This is a genomic window from Caulobacter sp. GW821-FHT11E11 (assembly GCF_058808315.1).
In genome coordinates this window covers 97,448-115,408 of record NZ_JBXARO010000001.1, presented here as the reverse complement: position 1 = coordinate 115,408, position 17,961 = coordinate 97,448, and the positions used below count along the sequence as shown (strand labels likewise).

Below are 17,961 nucleotides of genomic sequence, written 5' to 3'. Positions count from 1 at the left end.
GCGCCATGAGCATGCCCTTCATCGACCTCGCCGCGCAGCAGCGCCGGATCCGCGACAAGATCGACGCCGCCATCGCCAAGGTGCTGGACAGCGGCGCCTATGTCATGGGTCCGCAGGTCCGCGAGTTCGAAGCCAAGCTCGCTGCGTTCGGCCAGGCCAAGCTGGCCTTGTCCTGCGCCAACGGCACCGACGCCATCGCCCTGCCGCTGATGGCCTGGGGCGTGGGCCGGGGCGACGCGGTGTTCTGCCCGTCCTTCACCTTCGCCGCGACGCCGGAAGTGGTGCCGTGGGTCGACGCGACGCCGGTGTTCGTCGACGTGCTGCCGGAGACCTACAATCTCGACCCCGCCAAGCTGGACACGGCCATCGCCGCCGTGAAAGCCGAGGGCCGCCTGACCCCCAAGGTGGTGATCGCCGTCGACCTGTTCGGCCAGCCCGCCGACTATCCGGCCATCAAGGCCATCTGCGACCGCGAAGGCCTGAAGCTGATCTCCGACAGCGCCCAGGGTTTCGGCTGCACGCTCAACGGCTACCACCCGCTGCATTGGGCCGACGTGGCGACCACCAGCTTCTTCCCGGCCAAGCCGCTGGGCTGCTACGGCGACGGCGGGGCGGTGCTGACCAATGACCAGACGCTGTGGGATCTGATGGACAGCTACCGCGTCCACGGCAAGGCGGTTGGTCCGGACCTGGAAGGCAAGACCTTCGACCACGACCCGAAATATCTGAACACCCGCATCGGCATCAATTCGCGCCTCGACACCATCCAGGCCGCGATCCTGCTCGAGAAGCTGGCGATCTTCCAGGAAGAGATCGACCTGCGTCAGGTCGTGGCCAACCGCTACGCCGAGGGCCTGAAGGGCTCGGTGATCTCGACCCCGGCTGTGATCGACGGCGGCGTCTCGGTCTGGGCGCAGTACGTGATCGAGCACGACAATCGCGACGGCCTGGCCGCGCACTTGAAGACGCAAGGCATTCCGACGGCGGTCTATTACCCTGTCCCGATGCACGTGCAGACGCCCTACGCCCACTTCCCGCGCGGCGAAGGCGGCCTGCCGGTGACCGAGGCCAAGGCAGAGACGGTGCTGGCCCTGCCGATGCACCCCTATCTGGGCGAGGCCGACCAGCAGAAGATCATCGACGCGATCCGCGCCTTCAACGGCTAGGCGGCTTCTCTAAACGGATTTTTTGGGCCCGGCGACGAAGCAGGTTCACCGCCTGCAGCGCCGTCGCCGCGGCGGTCAGCGCCACGCCCATGGCGCAGACGCCGGTCCAGCCGGTCGACTTCCACAGCATCACCGCGACGGCCGAGCCGGCCGCGCCGCCCACGAACATGCCGCCCATGAAGACGGTGTTCAGCCGGGCGCGCGCCTCGGGCTTCAGGGCGTAGACGATGTGCTGGTTGGAGACGAGGACGCTCTGGATCGCGAAGTCCAGCAGGATCACCCCGACGACCAGGCCCGGCACGCCCGGCCAGAAGCCCAGGATCAGCCACGACACGAGCGCCAGGGCCGCGCCGGCGGCGATGATCGGGCGCGGGCCGCGCTTGTCGGCGATGCGGCCGGCCAGGGGCGCGGCCAGGATGCCGACGGCCCCGATCACCCCGAACAGGCCGGCGATGTCCGAGCCCAGGCGGTAGCTCTGCAGGTGCAGGGCCAGGATGGTCCAGAACGAGGTGAAGGTCGCGAACAGCAGGGCCTGGGTCGCCACGGCCAGGCGCAGCGAGCCGAACTCGCTCCACAGCCGGCCCAGCGAGATCATCAGGGTGACATAGGACAGGCCGCCCTGCGGGTGGCTGCGCGGCAGCTTGGCGTACATCCAGCCGCCGGCCGCCAGGGCCACCGGCGCGGCCAGCCAGAAGATCGCCCGCCAGCCGGCATGGGCCGCGACGAAGCCGGCCAGGGTCCGGGAGAGCAGGATGCCGCACAGCAGGCCGGCCATCACCGTTCCCACGGTCGCGCCGCGCTTCTCGGGCGAGGCCAGGTGGGCGGCGAACGGCACGATCTGCTGGGCCACGGTCGCGGCTGCGCCCAGCAGCAGCGAGCTGACGATCATCAGGCCCGGCGTCGGGGCCAGGGCGGTGGCGATCAGGGCGATGGCCAGGGCCAGGAACTGGAAGGCGATCAGCTTGCGCCGCTCGATCAGGTCGCCCAGCGGCACCAGCAGGAACAGGCCCGCCGCATAGCCGGCCTGGGTCGCGGTCGGGATCAGGGCCGTCGCGCCGCCGGGCATGTCGCGCAGCATCAGGCCCAGGGTCGGCTGGCTGTAATAGATGTTGGCGACGGCGATGCCGGTGGCGGCGGCCATGGCCAGGGTCAAGCCTCGGTTCAACGCACCGGGCGGGGTACTGTGGGTCATGGGGCGGCTATATAGGCCTTTCCGACCCAGATGCGATCACCCTGAGGTTGGCGGGTTGTCGCACTGGCCCTATATGGCCCGCGTACGCGTCTCGTGTCTGGGGCGTCCAGAGCGCGAGAAACTCCATGTCCGACACCAAGCCGTCGCCGCATCCCGGCATGGGCTTTGGCCAGTTCGTCGCGCTGATCGCGGCGATGATGGCGACCAACGCGCTGGCCATCGACTCCATGCTGCCCGCCCTGCCGCACATCGGCGAGGCGCTGGGCGTGCATGACCCCAACGCCCGCCAGTGGGTGATCACCGCCTATCTGCTCGGCTTCGGCGTCGCCCAGCTGGCCTACGGCTCGCTGGCCGACCGCTACGGCCGCAAGCCGGTCCTGATGGTCGGGCTGACGCTGTACACGATCTTCGCCGCCCTCTGCGCCTTCTCGACCTCGTTCGAGATGCTGCTGGCCGCGCGGTTCCTGACCGGCCTGGGCGCGGCCTCGACGCGGGTGCTGTCGGTGTCGATCGTCCGCGACTGCTATGCCGGCCGCCAGATGGCGCGGGTGATGTCGCTGGCCTTCATCGTCTTCCTGGCCACGCCGATCATCGCCCCGTCGCTGGGCATGGCGGTGATGATGGTCGCCTCGTGGCGCTGGATCTTCGGCATCCTGTCGATCTTTGGCCTGGTCGTCATGGCCTGGGCGGCGATCAAGCTGCCCGAGACCCAGCATCCGGAAGACCGCATCCCGATCTCGGTCAAGGGTGTCAGCTCGGCCTTCAAGACCGCCCTGACCGACCGCATCGCCATGGGCTACACCCTGGCCGCGACGCTGGTGCTGGCCGGCCTGTTCGGGTTCCTGAACTCGGCCCAGCAGGTCTTCGCCGAGGTGCTGCACGCCGGCGACATCTTCCCGCTGATCTTCGCCGGCATCGCCGGGACCATGGCGGTCTCGTCGCTACTGAACGCGCGGATCGTCGACAGGTTGGGCATGCGCAAGGTCTCGCACTGGGCGCTGATCGGCTTCATCGTGGTCGCCGCGCTGCATGCCGCGATCGCCATCACCGGTCACGAGACCCTGGTGAGCTTCGCCCTGATGCAGGCCGCCATGATGTTCTGCTTCGGCCTGGTGATGTCCAACTTCGGGGCCATCGCCATGGAGCCGCTGGGCCACGTGGCGGGCGCCGCGGCTTCGATCCAGGGCTTCATCACCACGGTGGGCGGGGCGCTGTTCGGCTTCCTGATCGGCCAGCTCTATGACGGCACCACCGTGCCGCTGACGATCGGCTTCGTGGGTTTCGGCTTGGCGGGGTTCCTGGTGGTGCTGGCGACCGAGAAGGGCAAGCTGTTCCAGGCCGGCGCCTCGGCTCCAGCCCCGGTGGCCGCGCACTAGTCGAGCATCGCCTCCAGGGTTTTGAGCTCGTCGGCTTCCCGCGAAGGCTTGTCCCAGCGGATGCGGTTGATGCGTGGGAAACGCATGGCTACGCCTGACTTGTGCCGCGTCGAGCGCTGCAGGCCCTCGAAGGCGACCTCGAACACCAGGCCGTGCTCAAGGTCGGCACGCACCGAGCGGACGGGGCCAAAGCGTTCGATCGTGTTGTCGCGGACGAACTTGTCGATCAGCTTCAGCTCCTCGTCGGTGAAGCCGAAATAGGCCTTGCCGACGGGGGTCAGCGTCCGTTGGCCCAGCTCATCCTCACGCCAGACGCCGAACGTGTAGTCGGAATAGAAGCTGGATCGCTTGCCGTGACCGCGCTGGGCGTACATCAGCACCGCGTCGATCAGGTGCGGGTCGCGCTTCCACTTGAACCACGGACCCTTGGGCCTGCCCGGCTCGTAGACGCTGTCGCGGCGCTTCAGCATCAGGCCTTCGGAGAGGCGCGCGTCGCCTTCGGGCGGGTCCAGGCGCAGGGCGGCCAGTTCCTCCCAGGTCGCGAAGGGCTGCAGCGGCGACAGGTCGATGCGCGGCGTCGTCAGCCGCGCCACGAACGCCTCCAGCCGCGCGCGACGCTCGACGAAGGGCAGGCCGCGAACGTCCTCCTCGCCGTCCATCATCAGGTCGTAGGCGCGGATGCCGGCCGGGAAGGTCGCCAGCTGCTTGCCGTCGACGGTCTTGCGGTTCAGCCGCTGCTGCAGGTCGCCGAACGGGGCCAGGGCGCCGTCGCGCAGCACCAGCAGCTCGCCGTCGATCGCACCTTCGAAATCCAGGGCCTCGACCACGTCGGGGAAGGCCGCCGAGATGTCGTCGCCGGTGCGGGTGTAGAGCCGCCGCTCGCCGCGTTCGGAGACCGCCTGGACGCGGATGCCGTCCCACTTCCACTCCGCGACATAGGTCGCCGGATCCAGCTTGGCGAAGTCGACATCCTCATCGATCGGCTGGGCCAGCATCACCGGCCGGAAGCGTCCCGGCGCGTCGGGCGAGGGGCGTTCGGAGCGGCCTTCAAGCCAAGCGAAGAGGTCGCCATAGGGCGGCTCCATCGCATGCCAGACCTCCTCGATCTCGCCAATCTCGACGCCGCCGAAATTGGCGCAGGCCTGCTTGGCCAGGCGCGAGGACACACCGACCCGCAGGCCGCCGGTCATCAGCTTGAGCAGCGCCCAGCGGCCGTCGGGGTCCAGCGCGTCCAGCCAGCCTTCGATCAGCCGCTGCACCTCGGCGCGTGAGGCCGAGTGCAAGGCCTCGATGACTTCGGACAGTTCCGGCGGCCGGTTGGCGCCGGGCTTGGCCGGCCAGACCAAGGCGACGGTCTCGGCCAGGTCGCCGACATAGTCGTAGGACCAGGCGAACAGCTGAGCGTCCATCCGCGCCTCGACCGCCTTGCGGATGAAGGCCGGCTTGGCGGCGTTGAACGACAGTGCTCCCGTCAAAGCCGCCAGGGCGTAGCCGCGATCCGGGTCCGGCGTCTGGCGCAGATGGTCGGCGATCAGGGTCAGCTTGGCGTTGCGCGAGCTGGTCAGGGACAGCCGGTCGAGCAGGTGGGCGAAGGCGCGCATGGACATGGAACGCAGCCGCTTCGTTTTAGCTCGCCCGAGCTTCGTCCAGCTGGCCCAGGATCATGATCTTCTGCCAGATCTTGCGGCCCAGGTCCGAAGCCAGGGTCTCGATGTCGTTGACGGCCGAGACGATCACCGGGTCATCGCTCTCGCCGGCATAGAGGGCCGCCAGCTTGGCGGTCAGGGCCAGCATCTCGGCGCAGTAGTCCAGGTAGCGCGACAGCTGGAAGTTGGTCATCTCGCGCTTGGGCGAGACGGCGGTCCTGGGGCCCAGCAGGACGGTGGGGTCCTTGGTCAGCTGGTGCATGTCGATGACGTGGCAGAACGAGCGCAGCTCGTGCAGGGCCTTCTGGACCCGCTGCTGCTTCCAGCGCCGCTCCAGCGAGGCCAGGAACCAGGCGGCCGCGCCTGACAGCAAAGCGAGGTTGGCCGCCGACTCCAGGCCCTGGGCCAGGCCGAAGCCTTCCTTGGCGCGGATGACCGCGCTCCAGTCGAGCCGCCAGACCAGCGCGGCTTCCAGCGCGATGCCGCCCAGCACGATCAGGGCCACCAGCAGGCGCAGGAAAAGATAAGGCCGGGAAATCCGGTGGGCGCGATCCGCCGTCAGGTGCGCCGTGTCGGCGAGCCGGCCGCAGACCGCCGCCAGACCCGAGGCCGGAAAGCGCGCGGCCACGCGGGCGTACAGGCTGTCGAGCGTCTCGACGACCTTGTCCGCGTCCAGCTTCTGACGATCTCTCTTCAAGCGATCCTGGGGCCTGGCCATGTCGCGTCATAGCGCAGGTTCATGACCGCTCGCGCAAGAGGGTGAACGCTGCTAGATTAAAACGATCGTTTGAATCTTCGCGAGGCGACCATGGACGAGATTCCTGAAGGCTTCGAACCGCATGTCCGCAAAAGCCCGGTGACCGACCCGTGGGAGCCGCTCTATGCCCGCAAGGCCAACGACCGGCTTGTGCTGGCGACGCGGATCCGCGAGGCGCACTGCAATTCGCGGAGCATGCCGCACGGCGGCTTCCTGGCGGCGCTGGCCGACAACGCCATGGGGCTGTCGCTGGGCGTCAACCTGGCGGCGGCGCGCCAGCCGGCCGGCGGGCTCGTCACCGTGTCCTTGACGCTCGACTATCTGGGCACGGCGAAACTGGGCCAATGGCTCGAGTTCGACACCGACTTCGTCAAGCTGGGCCGGTCGATCTGTTTCGCCGAGGCGACGGTGCGCGCGGACGGGGTCCCCGTCGCGCGCGCCCGTGCAACCTTCAAGCTGCTCGAGGCTAAGGCCGCGGCCTAGGCCCGTTCGTGCACCGCTTCCTCGGCCGCGAGCGGCTGGGGCAGGCGGCTGATCATTTCCTTCGGGCAGACCTGCCAGAACTGATCCCGCACGCGATCCCAATCCCGCAGCAGGGTCGCCGCGAACACCGAGTCCGTCTCGCGGGCGTGCTCGGCGATCAGCGAGCGCAGCACGCCTTCCCAATAGGGCGAGGCCAGGCGCTGCACGACGATGCTGTCGGGGTTGATGTTGTCCTCGAAGCGATCGTGCTGGTCGAGCACGAAGGCCATGCCGCCGGTCATGCCCGCGCCGAAGTTGCCGCCTGTCGGGCCCAGGATCACCACCTGGCCGCCGGTCATATATTCGCAGCCGTTGGCGCCGCAGCCCTCGACCACCGTGGTGGCGCCCGAGTTGCGGACCGCGAAGCGCTCACCCGCCTGGCCCGCCGCGAACAGCCGGCCCGAGGTGGCGCCGAACAGCACGGTGTTGCCGATCAGGGCGTTGGTCTCCGGAGCCGCGAGGCCCCGCGCCGGCTTGATCACGATGGTCGCGCCCGACAGGCCCTTGCCGACATAGTCGTTGGCCTCGCCGGTCAGTTCGATGCGCAGGCCCTGGACCGCGAAGGCGCCCAGGCTCTGGCCGGCCGAGCCCTTGAGCTGGACGGTCAGGTGGCCGGCGGGCAGGCCCTTCATGCCGAACTTGCGGACGATGTGGCTGGACGTGCGGGTGCCGATGGTGCGGGCGGTGCTGCGGACCGTGTAGGTCAGCTGCATCTTCTCGCCGCGTTCCAACAGCGGGGCGGCGTCGCGGACGATCTGGGCGTCCAGCGTGTCCGGCACCGCGTTGCGGCCGACGACCGTGTTGTACGGCTTGTTCGCGCCCGGATCGGCGCGGACCAGCAGCGGGTTCAGGTCGAGGTCGTCCAGGTGCTCGCCGCCGCGGCTGACCTGCGCGAGCAGGTCGGTGCGGCCGACGATTTCCTGCAGGCTCTTGAAGCCCAGGCCCGCCAGGATCTCCCGCACTTCCTCAGCCACGAAGGTGAAGAGGTTGATGACCTTGTCCGGCGTGCCGGTGAACTTGGCGCGCAGGGCCTCGTCCTGGGTGCAGACGCCCACGGGGCAGGTGTTGGAGTGGCACTGGCGCACCATGATGCAGCCCATGGCCACCAGCGAGGCGGTGCCGATGCCGAATTCCTCGGCGCCCATCATGGCGGCGATGACGATGTCGCGGCCCGTGCGCATGCCGCCGTCGGCCCGCAGGACGACGGAGTGGCGCAGGTTGTTCAGGGTCAGCACCTGGTTGGCTTCCGACAGGCCCATCTCCCAAGGACCGCCGGCATACTTGACCGAGGTCTGGGGCGAGGCGCCCGTGCCGCCGACGCCGCCTGCGACCAGGATCACGTCGGCCTTCGCTTTCGCAACGCCGGCGGCGATGGCGCCGATGCCGGTCGCCGCGACCAGCTTCACCGTGACGCGCGCGACCGGGTTGATCTGCTTCAGGTCATAGATGAGCTGGGCCAGGTCCTCGATCGAGTAGATGTCGTGGTGCGGCGGCGGGCTGATCAGCATCACGCCGGGCGTCGCGTGACGCAGGCGGGCGATCATCTCGGTGACCTTGAAGCCGGGCAGCTGGCCGCCCTCGCCGGGCTTGGCGCCCTGGGCGACCTTGATCTCCAGCTCGACGCACTGGTTCAGATATTCGGCGGTGACGCCGAACCGGCCCGAGGCCACCTGCTTGATGGCGCTGTTAGGGTTGTCGCCGTTGGGCAGCGGCTTGTAGCGCGCGCTGTCCTCGCCGCCTTCGCCCGAGACCGACTTGGCCCCGATGCGGTTCATGGCGATGTTCAGGGCGCCGTGGGCCTCTGGGCCGAGGGCCCCCAGGCTCATGCCGGGCGTGACGAAGCGCTTGCGGATCTCGTTGACGCTCTCGACCTCGTCCGTGGCGATCGGGTTGCGGTCCGAGCGCCAGTCCAGTAGGTCGCGCAGCTGGATCGGCTTCTGGGTGCGCAGGCCGTTGGACCAGCGGCGATAGAGCTCGTAGTCGCCGGTGTCGCAGGCGCTTTGCAGCGTGTGCATCAGGCGAGCCTCGAAGGCGTGGGCCTCGCCCGAGCGGCGCGACTTGTACAGGCCGCCGACGGGCAGGGTGATGGCGTTCAGGCTCCAGGCCTTGCGGTGCAGCTCGACCGTCTTGCTCTCGATGCCGGCCAGGCCGATGCCCGAGATGCGCGAGGGCATGCCGGGGAAGAATTCGGCGGCCATGGCGCGCGACAGGCCGACGGCTTCGAAGTTGTAGCCGCCGCGGTACGAGGAGATGACGCTGATGCCCATCTTGGAGATGATCTTCAGCAGGCCGCCCTCGATGGCCGTCTTGAAGTTGATGCAGGTGTCGCGCAGCGACTTGTCGCCCAGCAGGCCGCGCTCCAGGCGATCCTGGAAGCTTTCCTGGGCCAGATAGGCGTTGACCGCCGTGGCCCCGACGCCGACCAGCACTGCGAAATAGTGGGTGTCCAGGCACTCGGCCGAACGAACCACGATCGAGACGTACGAGCGCAGGCCCTTGGCGACCAGGTGGGCGTGGACGCCGCCGGTGGCCAGGATCATCGGCAGGCCGACGCGGTCTTCGGCCGAAGCCTCGTCGGTCAGGACGATGGCCCCGCAGCCGCGCAGCACGGCGTCCTCGGCCTCGGCGCGGATGCGGTCGAGGTTGGCGCGCAGGGCGTCGCCGGCCCGGGCTTCCTCGGCCGGCAGGGGCATGGTGCAGTCGATGACCGCGACGTTCTTCTCGCCCAGCAGGCCGTGGATGCGCTCGTACATGCCAGTGGTCAGCACGGGGCTTTCCAGCACGTAGACGTCCGCCTGGGCCGCGTCCTGGGCCAGGATGTTGCCCAGGTTCTTGAAGCGGGTCTTCAGGCTCATGACGCCGGTCTCCCGCAGGGGGTCGATCGGCGGGTTGGTCACCTGGCTGAAGTTCTGGCGGAAGTAGTGGCTGAGCGGACGATACTTCTCCGACAGCACCGCCAGCGGGGTGTCGTCGCCCATCGAGCCGACGGCTTCCTTGCCGTCCTCGACCATGGGGGCGAGGATCATCTCCAGGTCTTCCAGCGAATAGCCGGCGGCGGCCTGGCGGCGGGTCAGCTCTTCACGGGCGTACTTGCGCGGCTCGGGGCCCGGGCCGATCTCGGTCTCGAGATCGACCATGTTGCCCAGCCAGTCCGTGTAGGGATGGCGGCCGGCCAGTTCGTCGATGATCTCGTCTTCGCCGTACAGGCGGCCTTCGGCCAGATCGATGGCCAGCATGCGGCCCGGCGCGATGGCCAGCTTGCGGGTGATGCGGGCTTCCTCGACGCCGCACATGCCCGCTTCCGAGCCCATGATCACCAGGCCGTCGTCGGTATAGGCCACGCGCAGCGGACGCAGGCCCGAGCGGTCCTTGCCGGCCACGACCCAGCGGCCGTCGGTGGCGCACAGGGCGGCCGGACCGTCCCACGGCTCCATCACGGCGTTGCAGTACGAATAGAGCGCCTTGTGCGACTCCTTCATCTTCGGATTGGCGGCTTCCGGCACCAGCAGGGCCTTGGCCATCGGCGCGTCACGGCCGGCGCGCACCAGCACCTCGAAGGTGTTGTCCAGGTTGGCGCTGTCCGAAGCGCCTGGCTGGATCACCGGCTTCACGTCGTCCCCGAACTCGCCGAAGGCCTGGGCGGCCATCTTGATCTCGTGGGACTTCATCCAGTTGATGTTGCCCTTGATCGTGTTGATCTCGCCGTTGTGGGCGAGCATCCGGAAGGGCTGGGCCAGGCGCCACTGCGGGAAGGTGTTGGTCGAGTAGCGCTGGTGGAAGATCGCCACGGCGGCGGTGAAGCGCTCGTCCTTCAGGTCGGGATAGAACTCGTCGATCGCCTCGGCGAGGAACATGCCCTTGTAGATCAGCGACTTGGCCGACAGCGAGCAGATATAGAAGTCGGTGATGTTCTGGCCGTGGACGCGCTTTTCGATGCGCTTGCGGCACAGGAACAGGGCGCGCTCCAGCGCCTCGCCTTCCAGGCCGGCCGCCGGGGCCAGCATGATCTGCTCGATTTCCGGACGGGTGGCGTTGGCCTTCTCCCCGATCACCGAGGTGTCGACCGGCACCTGGCGCCAGCCATAGATGTAGAACCCGAACCGGAGGGCTTCGGCCTCCACGATCGTGCGGCAGGTCTCCTGGGCGCCCAGGTCGGTGCGCGGCAGGAAGATCTGGCCGACGGCGATCGGGCCCGAGCGCAGGGCGTGGCCGGTGCGACGCACCTGGTCGATGAAGAAGTCCTGCGGAACGCTGACCAGCACGCCGGCGCCGTCGCCGGTCTTGCCGTCGGCGTCGACCGCGCCCCGGTGCCAGAGAGCCTTCAGGGCCTTGATCGCCAGTTCGACGACTTCGCGGCGTGGCTTGCCGTCGATGGCGCAGACCAGGCCGACGCCGCAAGCGTCGCGCTCGGTGGTCGGGTCATAGGCGTGACCGTCGATCAGCGCCTGGCGGTTCTTCAGATAGAGGTCCATCTCGCTCATGGTTCTAGATCCTCTCTCTTATTCCGCCGCGATCAGCGCGGGCGCGCCGACCTTGGCCTGCAGGTAACGGTGGATGGCGTCGGCGGCGTCACGGCCGTCCTTGATCGCCCAGACCACCAGCGAAGCGCCGCGCACGATGTCGCCGGCGGCGAACACGCCGTCCAGATTGGTCATCTGGTTGCGGACGTCGGCCTTGACCGTGCCCCAGCGGGTGACCTTCAGGTCCGGCGCCGACCAGTCCTGCGGCAGGTTCTCGGGCTCGAACCCCAGGGCCTTGACCACCAGCTGGGCCGGACGGTCGAAGTCGCCGCCGGGGATCTCGTCGGGGCTCTGACGACCCGAGGCGTCCGGGGCGCCCAGGCGCATGCGGATGGCGCGCACGCCGGTGACGGCTTCCGCTTCGCCGGAAAGGGCGCGCGGGGCGGCCAGCCATTCGAAGGTGACGCCTTCTTCCTCGGCGTTGGCCACTTCGCGCATCGAGCCGGGCATGTTGGCCTTGTCGCGGCGATAGAGGCAGGTCACCGAGCTGGCGCCCTGGCGGATGGCGGTGCGCACGCAGTCCATGGCGGTGTCGCCGCCGCCGACCACGACCACGTCCTTGCCCTCGGCGTTCAGCTCGCCCGACTCGATTTCCGCGACAGTGTCGCCCAGGTCCTGGCGGTTGGAGGCGATCAGGTAGTCCAGCGCGGGCACCACGCCTTTGCTGCCGCCGCCCGGAACGGTCAGGTCGCGCGCGGCATAGACGCCGACGGCGATCAGCACCGCGTCGTGCTTGGCGCGCAGGTCTTCCAGGGTGGCGTCCTTGCCGACTTCGAAACCGAGCTTGAAGTCGACGCCGCCGTCGGCCAGGCGCTGGGTGCGACGCTCGACGACGTCCTTTTCCAGCTTGAAGCCGGGGATGCCGTAGATCAGCAAACCGCCGGCGCGGTCGTGGCGGTCATAGACGGTGACGTCGTAGCCGGCTTCACGCAGCTTCTCGGCGGCGGCCAGGCCGGCGGGACCCGCACCGACCACGCCGACCGACTGGCCACGGGCCGGACCGGCGAAGAGGGGTTTCACCCAGCCGTTTTCCCAAGCCTTGTCGGTCAGGTAGCGTTCGACCGAGCCGATCGTCACAGTGCCGTGACCTGATTGCTCGATAACGCAGTTGCCTTCGCACAGGCGATCCTGGGGGCAGATCCTGCCGCAGACTTCCGGCATGGAATTGGTCGCCTGCGACAGGGCGTAGGCTTCTTCCAGGCGGCCCTCGGCCGTCATCCGCAGCCAGTCGGGGATGTTGTTGTGCAGCGGGCAGTGGGTCTGGCAGAAGGGCACGCCGCACTGCGAACAACGCGAGGCCTGCTCGTTGGCCTTGGCGTCGATGAAGTCGGCGTAGATCTCGTGGAAGTCGCCCGAACGCTCGGCGGCCGCACGCTTTTCAGGCGTCTTGCGGGCCACCGTCGTGAATTTCAGCATGCGCTCGGCCATGCGACTTTCCCCGTCTCTCCCAAAGGAGAAAAATTGCTCAGGCCGGCCTATTACGGACTCTTCGGGGCAAGAAGAATGTGTTGGTCAAAATTGTAGACCTATATATCCCTGTTTCGAGCGTGGCCTTTGAGATCGACTCGCAAGAGGGTATCAAAATAGTCCACTTTGTGGATTTACGACCTATTTACCGTGTCGGGCGCACGCCAGGAGCGGGTTTGGAGCGGAAAAATGCCTGACTGGTTGAGCGCCATCATTCTGGGTCTGGTCGAGGGGCTGACGGAGTTCATTCCCGTCTCGTCCACGGGCCATCTTCTGCTGGCCAAGGAGGCGATGGGGCTGAAGGATCCCAGCTGGGACACCTTCATCGTGCTGATCCAGCTGGGCGCGATCCTGGCGGTGGTGGCCCTGTACTTCCAGAAGCTGTGGGGCGTGCTGATCGGCCTGCCGACCAAGCCGGAGGCGCGGCGCTTCGCGCTCAGCGTCATCGTCGCGGTGATCCCGGCCTTCGTCGCCGGCCTGTTCCTGCACGACGTGATCAAGAAATTCCTGTTCGAGAGCCCGCTGATCATCTGCTGGTCGCTGCTGATCGGCGGGGTGATCCTGCTGTTCATCGACAGAAAGGCCCCGCCGGCCGTCGATCACGACGCCATGAACCTGCCGCTGCACAAGGTGCTGATCGTCGGCCTGTTCCAGTGCCTGTCGCTGATCCCCGGCGTCTCGCGCTCGGGTTCAACCATCGTCGGCTCCATGCTGTTCGGCATCGAGCGCCGGGCGGCGGCCGAGTTCAGCTTCTTCATGGCCATCCCGATCATGGTCGGGGCCTTCGCGCTGGACGTCTACAAGAACCGCGACGCCCTGGACGCCGGCCATGTCGGCATCGTCGGCGTCGGCTTCCTGGTCTCGTTCCTGTCGGGCCTGGTGGTCGTGAAGTACATGCTGGACTTCATCGGCAAGCGCGGCTTCGCGCCGTTCGCCTGGTGGCGGATCGTCGTCGGCATCGGCGGCTTGGCGGTGCTGTACCTGCACCACTAGGTCGAGCCAGCGGCGAGAAAGCCGAAAAATAAAAAGGGCGGGCGCCTCGCGGCGTCCGCCCTTCTTCGTTTCGGCGGGCTGTGAAGCCCTAGAAAGCGCCCGCCGGCGTCTCGGCGTACTGGCCGCCCTTGCGGTAGCGGTAGAGGTAGGTCGGGACCACGGCCTCGACGGCCGTGCCGACCACGCCGAGCTCGGCCAGGCCCGGCAGGCCGTGTTCGGCGACGTTGTCGGTCTTCAGCATCTCGACCTGGTCGGTGGTCAGCGGCGGGGCCCACGGGATCACCGAGGCCTGCAGGTCGCCCAGCGAGCCGATCAGCGAGGCGATCGGCCAGGGGAGCGGGGCCAGCGGGCGGGCGCGACCGGTCTCGGTCAGCACAAGCTGCAGGATCTCGCGCATCGTGTAGACGGTCGGGCCGCCCAGCTCGTAGGTCACACCGACGGCGGCCGGGCTGGCGACGGCCTTGGCGACCGCGGCGGCCACGTCGGTCACGAAGACCGGCTGCATGCGGGTGTCGCCGCCGACCAGCGGCATGATCGGCGACAGGGCCGCGATCTGGGCGAACTTGTTGAAGAACTTGTCGTCGACACCGAAGATCAGCGACGGACGCACGATGGTCGCGCCCGGGAAGGCGGCGCGGACCGCGGCTTCGCCTTCGCCCTTGGTGCGGAAGTATTTCGACTCGCTGTCGGCGTTGGCGCCCAGGGCGCTGACGTGCACGAGGTGTTTGACGCCGGCCTTGGCGGCGGCCTGGGCCACGCTCTGGGCGGCCATCACGTGCAGCGACTGGAATTTCTGGCGGCCGCTCTCCCAGAGCACACCCACCAGGTTCACGCAGCCCTCGGCGCCGTCCAGCGCGCGAGCCACGGAAGCGGGGTTGCGGACATTGGCCTGGACCACTTCGATCTGGCCGACATCGCCCAGCATCCGCATCTTGTAGGCGAGGTTGGGCTGGCGCACGGCCACCCGAACGCGATGGCCCGCCTTGGCGAGCGCCCGCACGACCTGGCCGCCCACGAAACCGGAGCCGCCGAACACCGTGACCAGACCTTGCATCTTCATTCCTCGTCGCCTGCGGTGACCCCACCGCGATAAGGGGGAATTAGACGACCACGGCCCTGTTCGCAACGAAATCACGATTTGTCGTTTTTGCCTGTTGACGGCGTCAGAAGCTTTCCCTAAACGTCCCGGCCTCGCAGCGACCTACCCGGTTGCGCAGCGGGCCCAGGTGGCGGAATTGGTAGACGCGCTGGCTTCAGGTGCCAGTGACCGAAAGGTCGTGGAGGTTCGAGTCCTCTCCTGGGCACCACCCCTTAACTGAGCTTCTTTTGAAGCGGGGGTGGCGCCAAACTTCCCAACAGATAGATATACCGTTCATCGTGAGTATAAGTGTCACGCGCTTCTATCGAGCGCGTGGTTCGTCGCGTTCGCGCGGACGCACCCGAATCTTCGCCGGAGATTTCTGAGACTTGGCCAATTTTGTTCACGAGGGCGATCTGCCCGACGGCGTCTTCGCCGGTGCGACCGTCATTGCGATCGATTCGGAGACCATGGGCCTGCGCCTGGGTCGTGACCCGCTGTGCGTGGTCCAGCTGTCGTCGGGCGACGGCGACGCCCATGTGGTGCGCCTGAATCGCGCGACCTACGACTGTCCGAACCTGAAGGCGTTGCTGACCGACCCGGCCGTCCTGAAGCTTTTTCACTTCGGCCGCTTTGATATCGCCATGTTCGAGCTCCATCTGGGAGTCGTGACCGCGCCCGTCTACTGCACCAAGATCGCCTCGAAGCTGGCCCGGACCTATACGGACCGCCACGGCCTGAAGGACGTGTCGCGCGAGCTGCTGGGCGTGGAGCTGTCCAAGGTCCAGCAATCGTCGGACTGGGGCGCGCCTTCGCTGAGCGCCGACCAGGTCGCCTACGCCGCCTCGGACGTGCTGCATCTGCACGCCCTGCGCGACAAGCTGAACATCATGCTGGAACGTGAAGGCCGCATGGCCCACGCCCAGGCCGCCTTCGACTATCTTCCCCACCGCGCCTCGCTGGACCTGGCCGGCTGGGAGGAGATGGACATCTTCGCCCACGCATAAGCCCCATGCACTCCGCCGCGGTCATTTCCGAACGAACGATGAGCGCCGACCTCGCGCGCTGGCGCCGTCGTTCGCGCCGGGTGCTGGCCGCGCGCATCGTTTTGCCGATCGCGATCGCGGGGCTGGTCCTGATCGTGGCCACGCAGGTCGGCTGGCGCACCTACATGGCCGCCACCCACCCGCCGACCGAGGCCAAGACCGAGATCCGCCTGATCACGCCGCGCTTCTACGGTCAGTCGACCGAGGGGCGCAGCTTCATGATCACCGCGCGCTCGGCGGTTCGCGACGACAAGGATCCGCGCCGGATCATCCTGGACGATCCGGCCCTGACCCTGGACCTCGGCTCGCCGACGCCCACGCGGATGACCGCCAAGCACGGCGTCTACCGCCAGGACGACTTCAGCCTGGCCCTGAAGGACGATGTCCGGATGGACGACGGGGCCGGTTATCGGTTCGCGTCGGAAGGCGCTTTCGTGAATACCCAGACGGGCGACGTGACGGGCGAAACCACGATGAACGGCGAAGGTCCCAGCGGACAGGTGCAATCCAGCGCCTACTCCGTATATGACAAGGGCGATCGCATCGTTTTCCGGGGCGGGGTTCGCGCGCGGTTCGAACGGCAGTAAAGACAATCAATGGCGCAGGTTCGCTCGTGACGCGAACCGCGACGGATGAGGACATGGTTCTGATGAAGCGATGGACGGCTGCGGCGGCGACCGCGTTGATCCTGGCCAGTGCGGCCGGCGGCGCCTACGCCCAGACGGGCGACTCGAGCGCGCCGATCGACGTGTCCGCTGATCAGCAGGAGACGATCAACAGCAAGTGCATCACGATCTTCCGCGGCAACGTGGAGATCCTGCAGAACCGCTCGCGCCTGCGGGCCCGGCAGGTGACGGTGTACAGCGCTCGCAAGGCCACGGCCGACAACGCCAATGGCTGCGGCAACGCCCAGCGCATGGAAGCCGAGGGCAGCGTCTACCTGGTCAGCGACCAGCAGCAGGCTCGCGGCGATCGCGCCGTCTACACCTTCGACAACAACATCGCCGTCGTCACGGGCGACGTGGTGCTGGTCAAGGGCAAGGACGTGGCGCGCGGCGACCGCCTGACGGTCAACACCAAGACCAACGACGCCAAGCTGGAATCCAACAGCACGGGCCGGGCCGCGCCCAAGCGCGTGCGGGCGGTCTTCTATCAGGACGAGAACAAGACCGCGCCGGCCGCGGCTGAAACGCCCGCCGCCCCGCGCTAGGATCCGTTCATGACCCTGACCTCCAATGACATGGACGGCCTGTTCGTCGATTCCGTGGGCAAGTCGTTCGGCGACCGTCCGGTCGTCAAGAACGTCTCCCTGCGCCTCAAGCGCGGCGAAGTCGCGGGCCTCTTGGGTCCCAACGGCGCCGGCAAGACGACCTGCTTCTACATGGTCACCGGCCTGATCGCCGCCGATTACGGCGCGATCTATCTAGACGGCGAGAACATCACCGCCCAGCCGATGTTCCAGCGGGCTCGCCTCGGCGTCGGTTATCTGCCGCAGGAAGCCTCGATCTTCCGGGGCATGACGGTCGAGCAGAACGTCATGGCCGTGGTCGAGATGCGCCAGAAGGACCCGCGCAAGGCGCGCGAGCAGGTCACCAGCATCCTGGAAGAGCTGCGCATCACCCACATCCGCAAGTCGCCGGCCGTCGCCCTGTCGGGCGGTGAGCGTCGTCGCGTGGAAATCGCCCGCGCCCTGGCGTCCGAGCCGTCCTTCATGCTGCTGGACGAGCCCTTCGCCGGCATCGACCCGCTGGCCATCGCCGACATCCGCGACGTGATCGGCTACCTCAAGAGCCGCGGCATCGGCATCCTGATCACCGACCACAACGTGCGCGAGACGCTGGACATCATCGACCGCGCCTCGATCATCCACGCCGGTGAAGTTCTGTTCGAAGGATCTCCTCGGGAGATTGTCGACAACCCGGAAGTTAAGCGTGTCTATCTGGGCGACAGCTTCAGCGAGCCCCGTCTTGGTGATTAAGGGCCTCGGGGATTAATTGGCGCAGGGGTGGGCAAAATTAGCCTGCGTCACCCCTCCGCACCCGGATCAAGTCCTTGTCCTGTAAGGGCTAAAGCGCCTGGCACGATATTTTCCGGGACGGAACGTCGCACCGGCCCGGATATTGCAGGCGTTGGCGACCCGTTAACCAAACAGGCCCTTCAATGGCGATCGAAGTTTTTCGATTTGTCAGGAGGGCGCA

The 17,961-nt window shown here is 67.6% G+C and carries 14 protein-coding genes and 1 tRNA gene; 9 read left to right on the top strand and 6 right to left on the bottom strand.

The window, feature by feature from the left end:
• The first annotated feature begins 5 nt into the window (after window positions 1-5).
• Entirely contained in the window at window positions 6-1,166 is a 1,161-nt protein-coding gene (locus AC1RR5_RS00535; protein ID WP_492919153.1) for a DegT/DnrJ/EryC1/StrS family aminotransferase, read from the top strand.
• Here AC1RR5_RS00535 and AC1RR5_RS00530 read toward each other — a convergent pair.
• On the bottom strand, window positions 1,156-2,358 hold the full coding sequence (locus AC1RR5_RS00530) for an MFS transporter (RefSeq protein WP_492919152.1): 1,203 nt from the start codon (window positions 2,356-2,358) through the stop codon (window positions 1,156-1,158). The two genes, AC1RR5_RS00535 and AC1RR5_RS00530, sit on opposite strands and share 11 nt — an antisense overlap.
• A 125-nt stretch (window positions 2,359-2,483) precedes the next feature.
• Here AC1RR5_RS00530 and AC1RR5_RS00525 point away from each other — a divergent pair, with 125 nt between their 5' ends.
• The gene (locus AC1RR5_RS00525; RefSeq protein WP_492919151.1) at window positions 2,484-3,734 is read left to right on the top strand and encodes a multidrug effflux MFS transporter; all 1,251 of its coding nucleotides are present in this window, start codon (window positions 2,484-2,486) and stop codon (window positions 3,732-3,734) included.
• On the opposite strand, the gene AC1RR5_RS00520 is transcribed toward AC1RR5_RS00525, so the two are convergent.
• Together AC1RR5_RS00520 and AC1RR5_RS00515 are read right to left on the bottom strand one after the other, a co-directional pair.
• On the bottom strand, window positions 3,731-5,341 hold the full coding sequence (locus tag AC1RR5_RS00520) for a cisplatin damage response ATP-dependent DNA ligase (protein WP_492919150.1): 1,611 nt from the start codon (window positions 5,339-5,341) through the stop codon (window positions 3,731-3,733). The genes AC1RR5_RS00525 and AC1RR5_RS00520 overlap by 4 nt on opposite strands.
• Before the next feature lie 19 nt (window positions 5,342-5,360).
• Entirely contained in the window at window positions 5,361-6,098 is a 738-nt protein-coding gene (locus AC1RR5_RS00515; RefSeq protein ID WP_492919149.1) for a hypothetical protein, read from the bottom strand.
• A 90-nt stretch (window positions 6,099-6,188) separates the two neighbouring features.
• On the opposite strand from AC1RR5_RS00515, the gene AC1RR5_RS00510 reads away from it, so the two are divergent.
• Window positions 6,189-6,620, top strand: coding sequence for a PaaI family thioesterase (locus tag AC1RR5_RS00510; RefSeq protein WP_492919148.1), 432 nt, complete (start codon window positions 6,189-6,191; stop codon window positions 6,618-6,620).
• Here AC1RR5_RS00510 and gltB read toward each other — a convergent pair.
• Both gltB and AC1RR5_RS00500 read right to left on the bottom strand, forming a co-directional pair.
• Window positions 6,617-11,140 (bottom strand): glutamate synthase large subunit, encoded by a 4,524-nt coding sequence (gltB, locus tag AC1RR5_RS00505; RefSeq protein ID WP_492919147.1) that lies wholly within the window; start codon window positions 11,138-11,140, stop codon window positions 6,617-6,619. The two genes, AC1RR5_RS00510 and gltB, sit on opposite strands and share 4 nt — an antisense overlap.
• An 18-nt stretch (window positions 11,141-11,158) precedes the next feature.
• Window positions 11,159-12,607, bottom strand: a complete 1,449-nt coding sequence (locus AC1RR5_RS00500; RefSeq protein WP_492919146.1) for an NAD(P)-dependent oxidoreductase — start codon at window positions 12,605-12,607, stop codon at window positions 11,159-11,161.
• 228 nt (window positions 12,608-12,835) lie between these two features.
• On the opposite strand from AC1RR5_RS00500, the gene AC1RR5_RS00495 reads away from it, so the two are divergent.
• Window positions 12,836-13,639, top strand: a complete 804-nt coding sequence (locus AC1RR5_RS00495) for an undecaprenyl-diphosphate phosphatase (protein ID WP_492919145.1) — start codon at window positions 12,836-12,838, stop codon at window positions 13,637-13,639.
• An 88-nt stretch (window positions 13,640-13,727) separates the two neighbouring features.
• Here AC1RR5_RS00495 and AC1RR5_RS00490 read toward each other — a convergent pair whose 3' ends face one another.
• Window positions 13,728-14,693: a complex I NDUFA9 subunit family protein gene (locus AC1RR5_RS00490; RefSeq protein WP_492919785.1), complete on the bottom strand. Its 966-nt coding sequence runs from the start codon at window positions 14,691-14,693 to the stop codon at window positions 13,728-13,730.
• 166 nt (window positions 14,694-14,859) lie between these two features.
• On the opposite strand from AC1RR5_RS00490, the gene AC1RR5_RS00485 reads away from it, so the two are divergent.
• From AC1RR5_RS00485 to lptB, 5 genes are all read left to right on the top strand, one after another.
• A tRNA-Leu gene (locus AC1RR5_RS00485) sits at window positions 14,860-14,946 on the top strand.
• Window positions 14,947-15,106: 160 nt separating this feature from the next.
• Entirely contained in the window at window positions 15,107-15,724 is a 618-nt protein-coding gene (locus tag AC1RR5_RS00480) for a ribonuclease D (RefSeq protein ID WP_492919144.1), read from the top strand.
• On the top strand, window positions 15,691-16,350 hold the full coding sequence (gene lptC / locus AC1RR5_RS00475) for an LPS export ABC transporter periplasmic protein LptC (RefSeq protein WP_492919784.1): 660 nt from the start codon (window positions 15,691-15,693) through the stop codon (window positions 16,348-16,350). The genes AC1RR5_RS00480 and lptC overlap by 34 nt, the downstream gene beginning before the upstream one ends.
• 62 nt (window positions 16,351-16,412) lie before the next feature.
• The gene (locus tag AC1RR5_RS00470; protein ID WP_492919143.1) at window positions 16,413-16,973 is read left to right on the top strand and encodes an LptA/OstA family protein; all 561 of its coding nucleotides are present in this window, start codon (window positions 16,413-16,415) and stop codon (window positions 16,971-16,973) included.
• A 9-nt stretch (window positions 16,974-16,982) separates the two neighbouring features.
• A complete protein-coding gene (lptB, locus tag AC1RR5_RS00465; RefSeq protein ID WP_492084050.1) occupies window positions 16,983-17,741 on the top strand; it encodes an LPS export ABC transporter ATP-binding protein in 759 nt (252 codons plus the stop codon).
• Window positions 17,742-17,961 lie beyond the last annotated feature (220 nt).

Bases quoted from the DNA above. Each gene is read 5' to 3' on its own strand.
- AC1RR5_RS00535 (WP_492919153.1), top strand. From the start codon at position 6: ATGAGCATGCCCTTCATCGACCTCGCCGCGCAGCAGCGCCGGATCCGC.
- AC1RR5_RS00530 (WP_492919152.1), bottom strand. From the start codon at position 2,358: ATGACCCACAGTACCCCGCCCGGTGCGTTGAACCGAGGCTTGACCCTG.
- AC1RR5_RS00525 (WP_492919151.1), top strand. From the start codon at position 2,484: ATGTCCGACACCAAGCCGTCGCCGCATCCCGGCATGGGCTTTGGCCAG.
- AC1RR5_RS00520 (WP_492919150.1), bottom strand. From the start codon at position 5,341: ATGTCCATGCGCGCCTTCGCCCACCTGCTCGACCGGCTGTCCCTGACC.
- AC1RR5_RS00515 (WP_492919149.1), bottom strand. From the start codon at position 6,098: ATGGCCAGGCCCCAGGATCGCTTGAAGAGAGATCGTCAGAAGCTGGAC.
- AC1RR5_RS00510 (WP_492919148.1), top strand. From the start codon at position 6,189: ATGGACGAGATTCCTGAAGGCTTCGAACCGCATGTCCGCAAAAGCCCG.
- gltB (WP_492919147.1), bottom strand. From the start codon at position 11,140: ATGAGCGAGATGGACCTCTATCTGAAGAACCGCCAGGCGCTGATCGAC.
- AC1RR5_RS00500 (WP_492919146.1), bottom strand. From the start codon at position 12,607: ATGGCCGAGCGCATGCTGAAATTCACGACGGTGGCCCGCAAGACGCCT.
- AC1RR5_RS00495 (WP_492919145.1), top strand. From the start codon at position 12,836: ATGCCTGACTGGTTGAGCGCCATCATTCTGGGTCTGGTCGAGGGGCTG.
- AC1RR5_RS00490 (WP_492919785.1), bottom strand. From the start codon at position 14,693: ATGCAAGGTCTGGTCACGGTGTTCGGCGGCTCCGGTTTCGTGGGCGGC.
- AC1RR5_RS00470 (WP_492919143.1), top strand. From the start codon at position 16,413: ATGAAGCGATGGACGGCTGCGGCGGCGACCGCGTTGATCCTGGCCAGT.
- lptB (WP_492084050.1), top strand. From the start codon at position 16,983: ATGACCCTGACCTCCAATGACATGGACGGCCTGTTCGTCGATTCCGTG.